This is a genomic window from Burkholderia crassaminum (genome assembly GCF_964265005.1).
GTDB lineage: Bacteria > Pseudomonadota > Gammaproteobacteria > Burkholderiales > Burkholderiaceae > Burkholderia.
The window spans coordinates 199,389-213,407 of record NZ_OZ183799.1; the positions used below are offsets into that span (position 1 = coordinate 199,389).

11 protein-coding genes are annotated in these 14,019 nt (G+C 66.6%); 4 read left to right on the forward strand and 7 right to left on the reverse strand.

Annotated features, from left to right (window positions below; all coding sequences use genetic code 11):
* Positions 1–25: 25 nt before the first annotated feature.
* The 4 genes from ACPTTF_RS00830 to ACPTTF_RS00845 form a co-directional block, all read right to left on the reverse strand.
* Positions 26–2,374, reverse strand: coding sequence for a tetratricopeptide repeat protein (locus ACPTTF_RS00830; RefSeq protein WP_423370019.1), 2,349 nt, complete (start codon positions 2,372–2,374; stop codon positions 26–28).
* Positions 2,375–2,628: 254 nt separating this feature from the next.
* Entirely contained in the window at positions 2,629–2,928 is a 300-nt protein-coding gene (locus tag ACPTTF_RS00835; RefSeq protein WP_423370020.1) for a flagellar protein FliT, read from the reverse strand.
* A gap of 25 nt (positions 2,929–2,953) precedes the next feature.
* Positions 2,954–4,456, reverse strand: coding sequence for a flagellar filament capping protein FliD (gene fliD / locus ACPTTF_RS00840; RefSeq protein WP_423370021.1), 1,503 nt, complete (start codon positions 4,454–4,456; stop codon positions 2,954–2,956).
* A gap of 132 nt (positions 4,457–4,588) precedes the next feature.
* On the reverse strand, positions 4,589–5,758 hold the full coding sequence (locus ACPTTF_RS00845) for a flagellin (protein ID WP_423370022.1): 1,170 nt from the start codon (positions 5,756–5,758) through the stop codon (positions 4,589–4,591).
* Positions 5,759–6,278: 520 nt separating this feature from the next.
* Between ACPTTF_RS00845 and rpsU the strand changes: the two genes are divergently transcribed.
* The gene (gene rpsU / locus ACPTTF_RS00850; protein WP_006401410.1) at positions 6,279–6,491 is read left to right on the forward strand and encodes a 30S ribosomal protein S21; all 213 of its coding nucleotides are present in this window, start codon (positions 6,279–6,281) and stop codon (positions 6,489–6,491) included.
* Positions 6,492–6,642: 151 nt separating this feature from the next.
* Here rpsU and ACPTTF_RS00855 read toward each other — a convergent pair whose 3' ends face one another.
* Positions 6,643–8,766 carry a TonB-dependent siderophore receptor gene (locus tag ACPTTF_RS00855; RefSeq protein WP_423370023.1) on the reverse strand — a complete coding sequence of 708 codons (2,124 nt, stop codon included), beginning with the start codon at positions 8,764–8,766 and terminating at the stop codon, positions 6,643–6,645.
* A 226-nt stretch (positions 8,767–8,992) separates the two neighbouring features.
* Between ACPTTF_RS00855 and ACPTTF_RS00860 the strand changes: the two genes are divergently transcribed.
* Positions 8,993–10,228: a PepSY-associated TM helix domain-containing protein gene (locus ACPTTF_RS00860; RefSeq protein WP_423370024.1), complete on the forward strand. Its 1,236-nt coding sequence runs from the start codon at positions 8,993–8,995 to the stop codon at positions 10,226–10,228.
* Positions 10,229–10,404: 176 nt separating this feature from the next.
* On the opposite strand, the gene ACPTTF_RS00865 is transcribed toward ACPTTF_RS00860, so the two are convergent.
* Positions 10,405–11,007, reverse strand: coding sequence for a DNA-3-methyladenine glycosylase I (locus ACPTTF_RS00865; RefSeq protein ID WP_166963803.1), 603 nt, complete (start codon positions 11,005–11,007; stop codon positions 10,405–10,407).
* Positions 11,008–11,149: 142 nt separating this feature from the next.
* Between ACPTTF_RS00865 and ACPTTF_RS00870 the strand changes: the two genes are divergently transcribed.
* Together ACPTTF_RS00870 and ACPTTF_RS00875 are read left to right on the forward strand one after the other, a co-directional pair.
* Positions 11,150–12,031, forward strand: a complete 882-nt coding sequence (locus tag ACPTTF_RS00870; protein ID WP_423370025.1) for a BadF/BadG/BcrA/BcrD ATPase family protein — start codon at positions 11,150–11,152, stop codon at positions 12,029–12,031.
* 195 nt (positions 12,032–12,226) lie between these two features.
* A complete protein-coding gene (locus tag ACPTTF_RS00875; protein ID WP_166963799.1) occupies positions 12,227–13,051 on the forward strand; it encodes a Cof-type HAD-IIB family hydrolase in 825 nt (274 codons plus the stop codon).
* Between the two features lie 118 nt (positions 13,052–13,169).
* Here the strand turns inward: ACPTTF_RS00875 and aqpZ are convergent, their stop codons facing one another.
* On the reverse strand, positions 13,170–13,910 hold the full coding sequence (gene aqpZ / locus ACPTTF_RS00880; RefSeq protein WP_166963797.1) for an aquaporin Z: 741 nt from the start codon (positions 13,908–13,910) through the stop codon (positions 13,170–13,172).
* Positions 13,911–14,019 lie beyond the last annotated feature (109 nt).

Genomic DNA, 14,019 nt, shown 5'->3' on the forward strand with positions numbered 1-14,019 from the left:
GTCTCTCTCGATCTTGACGTGAGGTTCAGGCCTCTGCCGCGGCCTGTGCGGTAGCCGTGTCGTCGAACAGCGGCGTGTCGAATGCGATGGCAGGTTCTCCCGCGCACCAGCGGGTCCACATCGTGCGCAGCGCCGACGACAGCCCGGCCGCGACGACCGCCGGCCGGAACGCGGCGGATTCCCCGCAGCGCGCGCGCAGTCCGGCGCGAAGCGCCTGCAGCGCGGCGGTGTCGCGGCTGAGCGCCAGCGCCCTCGTGACGAAGTCGTCCTCGTCTGTCGCGATGTACGCGTCGAGCCCGACGTGCTGCAGCCAGCCCGCGCTCCCGCGCCCGGCCATCGTCGCGCCGGGGATCGTCACGGTCGGCACGCCCATCCAAAGCGCGTTCAGCGTGGTCGTCGAACCGGTGTACGGGAACGCATCGAGACACAGGTCGACGCCGTGATGCTGCTGCATGTAAACGGCGGTGCTCGAGCGCCGGTGGAACGTCAGGCGGCCGACATCGATGCCGGAGGCTGCGAACCATTCGGTCAGCGTCTGCTGGTCGCCGTCGTTGTCGATTGCGCCGATTGCCATGCGCGCGGTTGGATCCGCGTGCAGCACGCGCGCCCAGACCTCGATCACGTGCGGGCTCAGCTTGTTCAGGCGGTTGAAGCTGGCGTACGTCGTATAGCCGTTGTGCAGCGCCGGCAGCACGTTGACGGGCGGGCAATTCGGCGGCGGCATGAACGGCGCGATCGCGGGCAGACGCACGATTTGTTCGACGAACTGATCGTCGAATGCGCCGTGCGGCGCGACGAAGCGATCCGTCAGGTAATAGTCCATCTTGCTGAGGCCGGTCGTGGCCGGATAGCCGATCCACGACGCCTGAACCGGCGCCGCGCGCTGCGCCAGCGCAACGAGCCGATTGCGGCCGGTATGGCCCGACAGGTCGATCACGATGTCGATGCCGTCGTTGCGCACGCGCTCAAGGAAGGCCTGGTCGCTCATGTCGGCGACGTTGCGCCAGGTCGTGGCGTGGGCCTTGAAGCGTTCGGACGTGTGATCTTCCTCGAAGTGATTGTGATAGAAGTGCATCGCAATGCCGGGGTCGGCCGCGAGATGCTCGATCACAGGCACCGCGTAGGAGGCAACCGCGTGGCTGAACAGGTCGCCCGACACGAAGCCGACCTGCAGCTTGCGCGCCGGGTCGCGCAGGTTCGAGAACACGGCTGCGCGCTTGCGCTTTTGATTGTCGTAGCGCTCGCCGAACTTGCGATGTTCCGCAACGAGCGCCTGCGGACCGAAGTCGCTGCTGTGTGCGATACAGAACAGCATGCTGCTGTAGGTGACGCTGTCGGTCGGGTTGATTTCGATCGAGCGCTTCAGCCAGCCTATCGCTTCCTGCGTTGCGCCCAGTTCGAGCAGCACGAAGCCGAGCGTGCCGCATGGCGCGGCGGCGCCGGGCGTGAGCTCGACGGCGCGCCGGCAGGCCGCGAGCGCTTCATCCCTGTGGCGCAGCGCGAACAGCACGAGACCGCGAATCCGCATTGCCTCCGCGTGATCGGGCTGAAGCTGGAGCAGGCGCTTGCACTGCTCGTCGGCTTCCGCGAGACGGTTCCGCGCTCGCAGCGTATCTGCGAGCAGGATGCGCACGAGTACTTCATCCGGCAGCAAGTCGACCGTGCGAAAGCCGGCGTCGATCATCTCCGCGAAGCGGCCCGCCCGGTGAAGCGATGCGGACAGCGCGCGCCAGCATGCGCCGTCTTCCGGGTAGTCGGCGACCAGTTTCTGCGCAAGCGCGGTGGCTTCCGCGTGCTTGTTCTTCGCGAACAGCGCCGCATGCTTTTGCAGCAGCGTCTGATTGGCGCGGCGGGCAGGCTTGCCGGAGTCGCTCTTCACGGCTGTGCCGGCCGCGGTTTCCAGGGCGATCGCCGCGTCGATGCCGCTCGGGGCCGCAGCGACCGCTGCAGTCGCGAACATGATGTCGGGTGACGCCAATTGCGCGATCAGGCCGTTCAGCGCGGGGCCGTGTACACCGCGCTGCTGCGCGATTTCGACCGCGATCCATGCGGCGGCCGCTTGCCCGCTGCGATGCAGCGCATGAATGTAGCTGACCCAGTAGTAGCCGTTGTCCGGGCTCACGCCGATGGCGGCTTCGAAATGCGGCACCGCGTCAGCCGGATGGCCCGTATCGGCCAGCAGCACCGCGAGGTTGTAATGTGCATCTCCATGCGTGGGCACCGCGTCGAGGATGGCCTCGTACAGCGCCCGGGCGTCGTCGAACGCGCCGCTGCGCTGGCGCTCGAGCGCGTTGTCCATGACGAGTGCAATGTCCTGCGCAAGCTGCTGTTCAGGCGTGCGCGCGGCGGAGGCGGGCAGTTCGGTCGAGAACATGATGAAATCTGCGGAGAGTCGGTCGATACCATTATGGGTAGCGCGCCGTCGCGCCGATGCCGCGAGGTGACAGGAAAAGCCCGGTCAGTTTGGTCGATTGACTGGTCGGCCGAGGCCGGGGCGATGCGGTTGACGGTGCCCCAAAAAAAACGCCCGCACGAGGCGGGCGGAGGCGAACGAGCACGCCCTCACATCAGCGTGTAGTTCTTGTTGTCAGGTTGGTGCGCCGGCAATGATGCGGCGTCAGGTGCGTATCAGCGGCTCGCGATGCTCTGGTACTGGCCGACGGCCTGCACGCGGCTCATCGCCGTCCGGTATTCGTCGGTCAGTTCCTGCTGCGCGCGTTGTGCGTCGGCGAAGATGCGTTCGTTGCTGGCCTGAATCCGGCGGACTGCGGCGAGGCCGGCCGGCGGTTGATCGGCCGCGAGCGACGCGACGAGCGGATCGCGCATGTCGACGAGGCGGGCCGTCTCGACCCAGTCGGCCATCGCGGCCGCATGTTCGATCGCGTCGGTGAGCGCGTCGAGCTGGGCGATCAGTTCGGTCTGTTCCATCGTGGCTCTCCGGTCTGGCTAGCGGTCAGCTCTTGTTGCTCGACAGCGCGCCGGCGCTGTTCGTGCCGCCGAACAGCTGCGTCAGGTATTGCGAGTTGCTGTTCATCGTCGCCATCAGCGTGTTGAGCGCGGTGAACTGCGCCTGGTACTGGCTGGTCAGCTGTGCGGTGTAGTTCGACAGGTTCGTCTGCTGCGTGGAAACGCTGGTCAGGTCGTTGTTGAGCGCGGTCGTGCGCGCGGCGATCAGCCCGCCCGTCTGCGTGTAGTTCGTGATGTCCGACGTGAGTTGCTGGCCGATCCCGTTCGTCGAGTTGAACAGCGCCGCGACGCCCGTCGGGTTGTTCTGCAGCGCGGAGTTGAGCGCCGTGCTGTCGACCTGCAGCGTGCCGTCGGCCTGCAGCGTGACGCCGATCGACGCGAGGTTGACCGTCGAGCCGTTGCTGGTCACGCCGCCCGCGACGACCGACGCGAGTGCGTTGCGGATCGTGTTCAGCGTCGAGTCGCCGAGCAGCGGGCCTTGCGACGACGAGCCGGACGAGAAGCTCGACAGCGTGTTCATCGTCGTGACGAGCGTGTTGTAGAGCGTCACGAAGTTGTTGATCGTGGACGCCTGCGATTGCGTGTTGGTGGCGATCGACAGCGTCTGCGTCGAGCCGGCGGCGGCCGAGGTCAGGTTCACCGTGACGCCGGTGATCGCGCTCGTCACGGTGTTGCTTGCGCTCGTCGCGGCGATGCCGTTGATCGTGAACGTGGCGTCCTGCGCGGCCGTGCTCTGTTTCCAGGCGGCGCTGCTGTTCGCGGACGTGAAGGTCGACTGGCCGCCCGTCGTGCTGGCCGTCGACGTGACGCCGAGGCTGGACAGGCCGTTGTCGCCGGTCACGTTGCTGACTGCGACGCTGATCGCGTTCGCCGCGCCGGTCGGTGTCGAGCTGAGTACGAGGTGAGCGCCGTCGCTGCCGTTGACGACCGACGCGACGATGCCCGGGTTGCCGGTCGTGTTATTGATCGCGGCGGCGATGCCGGACAGCGTGTTGTTGTTGCTGCCCACGTTGACCGTGAACCGCTGGCTGCCGAGCGACAGCGTCATCGTGCCGGTGCCGAGGGCTGTCGACGCGCCGAACGCGGCCGACGACAGCGACTGCGACGTCGCGATCTGCGTGACGCCGACCGAATAGCTGCCGGCGACGGCGCCAGCGCCCGCGGTCGCGGTCAGGCCGGTGCCGCTCGTGGTGGCGGTGAAGGTGTTTTGCAGCGAGCCGTTCGACAGGGTCGTGACGCCGGCCTGGAGTGCGCTCAGTGCGGCCGAAAGGGCGCCGTACGCGGAAATCTGGGTGTTGTCGCTGGCCTGCTGCGCGCTGAGCGCGGCGGCTTGACCGGCGGTCTTCGCATTGACGAGCGCCGTCACGAGCGAGTTGACGTCCATCGACGAGTTGCCGGTCGACCCGCTGATGATCGATTGGGCAGCCTGTTGCAGCGCGCTGTTGGCCGAGCTGTTGGCGGCGGTGACGGCGGAATTGATCGTCGACATCGTAATGCTCCGTGCGGCGGATGAAGCGTGAAAATCTGGCTGAAGACCTGGCGGCGGGGCAAGGCCCCGCGCGCCAAGTGACTGCGGCCGGGCCGCGCGTTACGCGGGGCCCGGCCGTGGGTTGCTACCCGATTACTGCAGGAGCTTCAGGACCTGCTGCGGCAGCGAGTTTGCCTGCGCGAGCACCGAGATGCCAGCTTGTTGCAGCACCTGGTTCTTCGACATGTTCGCCGTTTCCTGCGCGAAGTTCGCGTCGGTGATCTGCGACTGTGCCGACGACAGGTCGGTCGATTCAGCTTGCTGCGACGTGGCGATTGCCGTGAAGCGGTTTTGTGCCGCGCCGAGCTGCGCCTGAACGTTGTTCACCGTCTGCAGCGCGTTGTCGATCGACACCATCGCGACGTTCGCACCGCTGACGGTGCTGATGTCGAGGCCCGACACGGTTGCCGGCTTGTTGACGGCGTTGATCTGCGCAACTGCGTTCGTGGCCGCGGTGAGCGCCGCTGCCGACATGCTGCCGCCGCCGGAGCTGGTTGCGCCCGCCTGGAGCGTCAGATTGCCGACTGCCGCGCCCGCGCCGGACGTTGCGTTTGCGCCGAACACGGACTGGGCATAGGCTTGCGTGATGGCGCCGCCGTTCTGGTCGGTGAACGTGTAACCACCCTTACCGTCCGACAGCACGTTGATCGCGGTAACCGTTACGGCCGCCGACGCCGACGTGTACGCGCCGGTGTTGTCGAGGCTCAGGCCCGTCACCGTGCCGACCGTCTGACCCTTCTGCACCAGGCCACCGCCGATCTGTGCAGCCGACATGCTTTGGCTCAGGTCCAGCGAGATCGTCTGGCCGACGTTCGCGCCAACCTGGAACGACACGATGCCTGCGTTGCCGTTCAGGATGTTCGTGCCGTTGTACGTCGTTTGCGACGCGATACGGTTCACTTCCTGGATCTGCTGTGCAACTTCCTGTTGCAGTGCTGCCTGGTCGGTCGTGGACATCGTGCCCGTCGACGCCTGGACGGCCAGCTGGCGGATACGTTGCAGGCTGTTCGTCAGCGACGACAGTGCGCTCGATGCCGTTTGAATCATCGACACGCCGTCGTTCGCGTTCGACACGCCCTGGTTCAGACCGTTGATCTGGGTCTGCATCCGGGTCGAGATCGCGAGGCCTGCTGCGTCGTCTGCCGCGCTGTTGATGCGCTTGCCCGACGACAGGCGCGTGATTGCCTGCGACAGGGCGTTTTGCGAGCCGTTGAGGTTCTGCTGTGCAACCAGCGAGTTGATGTTGCTGTTAATTCCGAGCATGGAAAATCTCCTGTTTAAGCCGAAAGCCCTGGAAAGCCGTTTTTGGCGTCGGCGGAAGCACTCGTTCATTGCTGGCCGCCTCAGAGCAGGATTTCGGCGCACCAAAACAAAACTTGAGGGGTGCGTTGAGATTCGGCCCGATTTTTTATCCTTCTTTGTCATTTCGGACGGGCTCGGCGCGATGTCGAATGGGTGGGGCCAGAGAGCGGCCTCGCCACGCAGTCGTTCACCTGTGCACACGCGACCGACAAAAGGGTGGTTTTGTCTGTGATTCCCTGCTATGATGGCGGGCTGAATTGAGATTTCTGTCACGCCTCTGCCGTTTTCGGCATGTCTGCTGGCAGTCAAACGCGGCGCTGCACGCGGCTTGTGAAGCGTACCCGCGGTGCTTTCCGCCTCTCTTTTCCGGCCTCCGAGGCCGTATTTCCGCTCGTTTCGCCTGTTTGTGGGGACGCTCGGATGGCCGGTGCGTGGCGCTTGGCCGCTACGTTTTTGACCGTTTAAGCAATTTAGGAACGACATGACGACGATTCTTCTGAAAGAAAACGAGCCGTTCGAAGTGGCGATTCGCCGCTTTCGCCGTGCTATCGAAAAAAATGGCCTGATCGCTGAGCTGCGCGAACGCCAGTCCTACGAAAAGCCGACCGCAGTCCGCAAGCGCAAGAAGGCAGCAGCCGTCAAGCGCCTGCACAAGCGCCTGCGCAGCCAGATGCTGCCGAAGAAGCTCCACTAAGAGCGTCTTACGGTTCGCCGCGAAACGGCGGAGCGTGCTTCGAAAGAAGCCGCTCCGCCGTTTTGCTTTTGCGGTCGGGGAAAATCCCGAAGCCGTTGCGGTGCGGCCACGCCGGCCGACGGCGGGCGGCTTGCAGCCGCCGGCGCAGCGTTCAGAAGTCGATCTTCGCGCTCAGGCTCACCGTGCGCGGGTCGCCTGGCTTCACGTAGTCCGCGTACTGGTATTCCCAGTAACGGCGGTTCAGTACGTTGTCGATCGATGCGCGCAGCGTCACGTCGTGGCGGCCGATCCGCGTCAGGTAACGCGCGCCCGCATTGACGACGAGAAAGCCCGGGGCGTCGAGGCCGCCGGCCGCGCGCAGCGGCGTCGCGCCGGTGAATTTCGCATCGACGCCGAGCGTCAGCCCCGGCACGCCTGGCACCGCATAGCCGATGTCGCCGGCGAGCACGAAACGTGGCGCGCCCGCGACACGGTTGCCGTTGTTGCCGATCCCGTTCGCATACCACGCGTCGAGCAGCATTGCGTCGACGCCCGCGTTCCAGCGCGCGCCGAATTTCGCGCGCGCACCGAACTCGATCCCCTGAATGATCGATTCGCCATCCTGTACGTAGACGTTCGCCGCGTTCGCATATTCGGCGCTGCGCTCGATGCGGAACAGCGCGGCCGTCGCGCTCCAGCGCGCGTGCTCGCTCTTGATCCCCAGTTCGTACTGCTTGCTGCGCAGCGGCTTGAGCACCTGGCCGGCGTTCGCGTAGACGTCGTTCACGCGGCTGCCGGGCTCGAGCGATTCGGCGTAGCTCGCGTACGCGGTGGTCGTCGGCGCGAGCTTGAACATCACCGCGAACGTCGGCGTCACCACGCCATTCTGGCGATAGCCGGGATCCTCGGCGCCGCTGGCCTGGAATGAGCGCTGCTCGTAGTTCATGTAGCGCACGCCGGCGAGCACCGACCAGCGCTCGGTGAGCTGCACGGTGTCGCTCGCGAACAGCGATTTCTGCACGATCTCGCTCGTGCGGTACTGGATGAAGCCGTGCGGGCTGTCGTAGCGGTACGGGTTCGGCGCATAGAGGTTGCCGGCGCCGAGCGGCACGAACACGCTGTTCGCCGAATAGTCGTTCGCCTGCTTCTGCCACGATGCGCCGATCACGATCTGGTGGCTGAGCGGCCCCGTGCGCACCTTGCCCTCGACCATCGCGCGCCACTGGCTGAAGCGGTGATCCTCCATGCCGACGTAGCGGCTGTCGCTGTAGTTGCCGGCCTGATCCTGCAGGTACAGCGTGCTTTCGTTGCGGCGGCGCGTCGCCTTGCTGTAGCTGTAGGCGACGTCGAGCTGCCAGTCGGGCGCGAGCTGGTATTGCAGCCCGGCCGTATAAAGCTGCAGGTTCGTGTTCAGGTACTGGTCCTTGCCGCCGAGGTTCGTCGTGCCGCCACTGATCGTCGCGGGCAGCGCGCCGCCTGGATAGCTGCCGGTGAAGATCGACGGCGTCTGGCCCGTCGTGCGGCGCTCCTGGTACAGCGCGCCGAACGTCACCGACAGGTCGCGCGTCAGGTTCGCCTGCAGTGCGAGCGATACGCTGTCGCGGCGGATGTTGCCGTCGTTGTAGGTCTTGCCTTCCTCGTGCGTCGCGTTCAGCCGCGCGCCGAACATGCCGTTCGGCCCGAAGCGCTGGCCGAGATCGACGTGCTCGGTCCATACGTTGGTGCTCCGGTAGCCGACGTCGAGGCTGCGCACGGGTTCGGTGCCAGGCTGCTTCGTCACGTAGTTGACGACACCGCCGGGTGTCACGAAGCCGTACAGGAAACCGCCGAGCCCCTTCAGCAACTCGACGCGATCGAGCTGTTCGTACGGCATCGTGATCCCGTACGTGACGAACGGCAGCCCGTCGATCTTGTAGCCGTTCTGCCAGTCGAGCTGCATGCCGCGCACGGTCATGTAGCTGGCCCACGCGCTGTACGCGCCGCTGTTGTCGGACACCGATGCGTCGTTCGCGAATACATCGCCGAGCTTGTACGGCTGGCGTGCCTCGAGCTCTTCCGACGTGACGATCGTCGTCGAGAACGGCGTGTCGAGCTGGCGGCGCGTGCCGAGCGCGCCGGTGGAGATCGTGTCGGTCAGGTGCTGCGGCGAATCGTGCGCGGCCGTGACGTTGACGGCCGGCAGCACCGTGGCGCCGCCAGGAGAATCGTCCGCGTGCGCGAGCGACGCGGCAACGCAGGCGAGGGCGGCGGCCACGCGACGTGGACGGACGGGAGGACGGGCGAGGTTGACGGTCATGGCGGGTATGTAAAAATGCGAGTAAGAATCATTCGCATTGCGATAAAATGTCGCGCATCGTATCAAAACCCGTCGAACGCGCAACAATTCCATGCCGTGTGAAAGGGCATCCGGCCTCGCCAGCGGCGGCCGGCTTGCTCGTACGCGGCGCCCGACCTCAAATGACCTGCATCCCGTTGAACCGGGGCCGCTCTTGCCGGCTCGCTTTCCCTTTGCCGGGTGCGCGATGAATGCGTTCCTGCGACCGTTTCTCGTCCGCCTGCATCGCTGGTTCGGCCTCGCGATCGCGCTGTTCCTGTTCGTCGCGGGCCTCACCGGCGCGCTGATTGCATGGGATCACGAGCTCGACGCGGCACTGAACCCGGGCTTCTACACCGCACGCAGCGATGCGGCGCCGCTTGATCCGCTCGCGCTCGCGGCGCGCATCGAGGCCGCCGACCCGCGCGTGCAGGTGACCTATCTGCCGCTCGCGATCGAACCGGGGCACACGCTGCAGGCGGGCGTGATGCCGCGCACCGATCCGGCAACCGGCCAGCCGTACGCGCTCGACTTCAGCCAGATTGCCGTCGATCCCGCAACCGGCGCGGTGCAGGGCCGCCGCGAATGGGGCGCGCTGTCGCTCGCGCGGCTCGACCTGATGCCGTTCATCTACCGGCTGCACTACTCGCTGTTCCTGCCCGAGTACGGCGGGATCAACTTCGGGTTCTGGGTGATGGGCGTCGTCGGCATCGTGTGGGCGATCGACAGCCTGATCGCGCTCGTGCTCGCATTTCCGAACCTGAAAAGCTGGCGCAAGTCGTTCGCGTTCCGCGTGCGGCGCGGCGGCTATCCGCTGGTGTTCGACCTGCACCGGTCGGGCGGCGTGTGGGTGTGGGGGCTGCTGCTGGTCGTCGCGGTCACGTCGATCTCGATGAACCTCGCCGTGCCTGTCGTGCGGCCGCTGGTAGCGCTGGTGTCGCCGCTCGCCGAGACGCCGTACACGAATCCCGAACACTTCCCGCCTGCGCCGCCGGGCAGCAAGATGCTGTCGCGCGAGCGGATCGTCGAGATCGCGCGAACGGCCGGGCGCGACGCGGGGATCGCCGCGCCGCCCGGCGCGCTGCTGTTCGCGCCGGCAATGAATGCTTATGCGGTCGGGTTCTTCACGCCCGGCAACGATCACGGCGACGTCGGGCTCGGCAACGCATGGCTCTACTGGGACGCCGTGACCGGCAAGCCCGTCGCCGCCCAGGTGCCGGGCCGCGGCTCGGCCGGCGACCTGTTCATGCAGGCGCAGTTTCCGCTGCACTCGGGGCGGATTGCCGGCGTCGCGGGCCGCGCTGCGGTGAGCGTGCTCGGTATCGTCATCGCAATGCTGAGCGTGACGGGCATCTGCATCTGGGTGAAGAAGCGCAGCGCGCGCATGCGGGCCTCACGCAGCGCGCGGGCGGTTGCGCCGGTGTCGTCGCGCGCCGCCAGGTGAGCGGTTGCGCGTCGCGTATCGTTTCGTGAGCGGTGAGCGGCGACCGGCGACCGGCGACCGGCGACCGGCGAGCGGGCAACGGGCAACGAGCAACGAGCAACGAGCAACGAACAGCGGTCAGCGTAACCGGCGGAGGGCCGTGGCGAACGATGGGCGGGTGGCGGATGCCCGCGCTGTCAGCCCGCCTTGCGCCGGCGTGCCGGCTGTTTGCCGCCGAGTGCCGCGCATTGTGCGTGGCACGGGCAGCCGACCTCGTGATCGTTGACCATGCCGGTGGCCTGCATCAGCGCATAGCAGATCGTCGAGCCGACGAACTTGCAGCCGTACGCCTTCAGCGCCTTGCTGAGCGCGTCGGACTGTTCGGTCGACGCGGGCGCGTCGCGATACGATTCCCACGCGTTCTGGACCGGTGTGCCGCCGACGAACGACCACAGGAACGCGGCGAGCGACCCGTGCTCGTCGCGGATGCGCTGAACGGCGCGCGCATTGGTGACCGCCGATTCGACCTTGGCGCGATTGCGCACGATGCCGGGATTCTCCAGCAACTTCTCGATGCGCTTCGGCGTGAAACGCGCGACGGCATCGACGTCGAAATCCGCAAAGGCGTCGCGATAGCCTGCGCGCTTGTTCAGGATCGTCGACCACGACAGCCCGGCCTGCGCCCCTTCCAGGATCAGCATTTCGAACAGGTGGCGATCGTCGTGCGACGGCACGCCCCACTCGGTATCGTGATAGTGAGCATCCGCTTCAGTCTTCACCCAGTTGCACCGCTGCGACATCGTCTGCCTCGTTTTCAGTGTCGATTCGATCGCGTCAGCATAGCGGAAGCCTTTTCCACGGAACAGCAGGCCGAACGGCAGATGGGCGTGCGGCGCCGATCCGGTTAAGCTTGGCCCCTGTTCGAATCAGCGGGATGAAGGCATGGCGGCATTACTTTTTGCGATCGGCATCGACGGTGGCGGCACGGGCACACGCGCGGTGCTGGCCGACCGGCACGGGCGCGAGCTTGCGCAGGGGCGCGGCGGCCCGTCGGGGCTCGGGCTCGGCATCGAGCGCGCGTGGGCATCGATCGGCTCGGCCTGCGCGGACGCGTTCAACCAGGCAGGTCTTGCATTCGACTGGCCGCAGTGCGCGCTCGGCTGCGGGCTCGCTGGCGTCAACAATGCGGCGTGGCTCGCCGCGTTCCGCGCGCAGGCCCCGCTCGGCGCGCTCGCGGTCGAGAGCGACGCGTATACGACTGTCGTCGGCGCGCACGGCGGCGCGCCGGGGCTCATCGTCGCGCTCGGCACCGGCAGCATCGCGGCGGCGCTCGATGCGGCCGGCGCCTGCCGGATCGCGGGTGGCTTCGGCTTTCCGTCCGGCGACGAGGCGAGCGGTGCATGGCTCGGCGTGCGCGCACTCGCATATGCACAGCAGGCGCTCGACGGCCGCGTACCGCGCGATGCGTTCGCCAACGCGTTGCTCGCGGAGACGGGCGCACAGGATCGCGACGCGCTCGTCCAGTGGTCGTGCGATGCGAACCAGACGATCTACGCGCGCCTCGCGCCGATCGTGTTCGCGCACCGTTCGCATCCGGTCGCGGGCGCGCTGATCGCGCAGGCGGGCGACGAGATCGGCAAGATGATCGACGCGCTCGATCCGCAGCAGGCGCTGCCGGTTGCGCTGTGCGGCGGATTGGCGGACGCTCTTGCCCCGGCCGTGCCGGCGCGCCATGCCGCCCGGCTGCGTGCGCCGCTCGACGATTCGGCGCACGGCGCGCTGCGGCTCGCGCTGCAGGCGCTGCGCGCGGCGGAAGGCAACTGAAGGCAACTGAAGGCGCTTGAGGGTGTTTGAGGGGGCTTGAAGGCGCTTGAGGGCGCTTGAGGGTGTTTGAGGGCGGTCGAAGGCGCAGCGAAACCGGACCGACGGCGGCGATCGACCGGGAACCGTCCGGCGGGCAACCGGGCACGACGTTAAAATGGTCGTTCCACAGAGCCCTGAGCGCCCTTCTTCCGTCCCATGTACAAAGTCATCGCCACCGATCTCGACGGTACCTTGCTGAACAGCGACCACCAGCTCGACCCGTACACGATCGACACCGTCCGCCGGCTCGACCGTGACGGCCTGCAGTTCGTGATCGCCACCGGGCGCCATTACGCGGACGTCGCCGGCATTCGCGACGTGCTCGGCATCCGGCCGTACCTGATCACGTCGAACGGCGCACGCGTGCATGCGCCGGACGACACGACGATCCACGCGCAGGACATCGATCCGGCAATCGTCCGTGGCCTCGTGCAGCCGGACATCGTCGGCGCGCACGGACGCGTGATCGTCAACCTGTTCACCGACCAGGGCTGGCTGATCGACCGCGATGCGCCGCACCTGCTCGAATTCCACCAGGATTCGGGCTTCCGTTACGACGTGATCGACATGGCCGCGCACGACGGCACGGATATCGCGAAGGTGCTGTACATCGGCGATCCGGCCGATCTGGCGGTCGTCGCCGAGCAGATGCGCGTGCGTTTCGGCGATGCACTGTACGTCACGTATTCGTTGCCCGACTGCCTCGAAGTGATGACCGCGAACGTGTCGAAGGGCCGCGCGCTGCGCTCGGTGCTCGCGCGGCTCGGCGTCGACACCGGCCACTGCATCGCGTTCGGCGACAACATGAACGATATCGACCTGCTCGAAACCGCCGGCCACGCGTTCATGATGAACAACGCGAACCCCGATCTGGTCGCGCGGTTGCCGCACATCCCGCGGATCGGCAACAACTTCGACGCGGGCGTCGCCCGCCACCTGCGCACGCTGTTCTCGCTCGAAGGCAGCGCCGCCGCATCCTGAGCGTCCAGCCCGGACGGAAATGAAAAACGGGCGCCAGTGGCGCCCGTCGAAATTGCCTGCCTCGATCTTCTTGGACAGCGTGAGGCTCGCTGCTCTGCTCGCTTGACCCCGTAGTGATTTATTCGCTTGTGCGAGCGGATGCCGGCAGCAGGTCGACGGCGTTGTCACGCCCCGCGACCAGCGGGTAGATGATCCCGGCGAGTACCGCGCCGATGATCGGCGCCACCCAGAACAGCCAGAGCTGACCGATCGCTTCGCCGCCCACGAACAGGGCGGGGCCGGTCGAGCGGGCCGGATTCACCGACGTGTTGGTGACCGGAATCGAGACCAGGTGAATCAGCGTCAGGCAAAGGCCGATCGCGATCGGCGCAAAGCCGGCCGGTGCGCGCTTGTCGGTGGCGCCCAGGATCACGAACAGGAAGAAGCCCGTCATCACGACTTCGCAAATGAACGCCGCGCCGAGTGCGTAGTGGCCGGGCGAGCGTTCGCCGAAACCGTTCGTCGCGAAGCCGCTGCCGACGACGTCGAAGCCCGGCTTGCCGGTCGCGATCAGGTACAGCACGAATGCGCCGAGCGTCGCGCCGACAACCTGCGCGACGATGTACGGCACGAGATCGCGGGCGGGGAAGCGGCCGGCGACCGTCAGGCCGACGCTCACCGCGGGGTTCAGGTGGCAGCCCGAAATGTGGCCAATTGCGAATGCCATCGTCAGCACAGTCAGGCCGAAGGCAAGTGCGACGCCGGCAAAGCCGATGCCGAGGCCCGGAAAGGCGGCAGCCAGCACGGCGCTTCCGCACCCGCCGAGCACCAGCCAGAACGTGCCGAATGCCTCTGCAGCGAGACGCTGAGAAAGATTCATGTAAGGACCTCGTTCAAGTTCAAGTGGAATGGAGACGACCGGACGACACGACGGATTTAAACCGTCACCGGGATTTGGTCTGGATTATAGGAAATGAATCGGGTGGGGG

Coding starts and splice junctions, on each gene's coding strand:
- aqpZ (WP_166963797.1), bottom strand. CDS start 13,910: ATGAATCTTTCTCAGCGTCTCGCTGCAGAGGCATTCGGCACGTTCTGG.
- ACPTTF_RS00830 (WP_423370019.1), bottom strand. CDS start 2,374: ATGTTCTCGACCGAACTGCCCGCCTCCGCCGCGCGCACGCCTGAACAG.
- ACPTTF_RS00845 (WP_423370022.1), bottom strand. CDS start 5,758: ATGCTCGGAATTAACAGCAACATCAACTCGCTGGTTGCACAGCAGAAC.
- ACPTTF_RS00855 (WP_423370023.1), bottom strand. CDS start 8,766: ATGACCGTCAACCTCGCCCGTCCTCCCGTCCGTCCACGTCGCGTGGCC.
- ACPTTF_RS00865 (WP_166963803.1), bottom strand. CDS start 11,007: ATGTCGCAGCGGTGCAACTGGGTGAAGACTGAAGCGGATGCTCACTAT.
- ACPTTF_RS00870 (WP_423370025.1), top strand. CDS start 11,150: ATGGCGGCATTACTTTTTGCGATCGGCATCGACGGTGGCGGCACGGGC.
- rpsU (WP_006401410.1), top strand. CDS start 6,279: ATGACGACGATTCTTCTGAAAGAAAACGAGCCGTTCGAAGTGGCGATT.
- ACPTTF_RS00860 (WP_423370024.1), top strand. CDS start 8,993: ATGAATGCGTTCCTGCGACCGTTTCTCGTCCGCCTGCATCGCTGGTTC.
- ACPTTF_RS00875 (WP_166963799.1), top strand. CDS start 12,227: ATGTACAAAGTCATCGCCACCGATCTCGACGGTACCTTGCTGAACAGC.
- fliD (WP_423370021.1), bottom strand. CDS start 4,456: ATGTCGACGATCAATTCCGCCGTCACCGCCGCCAACAGCTCGGCCAAC.
- ACPTTF_RS00835 (WP_423370020.1), bottom strand. CDS start 2,928: ATGGAACAGACCGAACTGATCGCCCAGCTCGACGCGCTCACCGACGCG.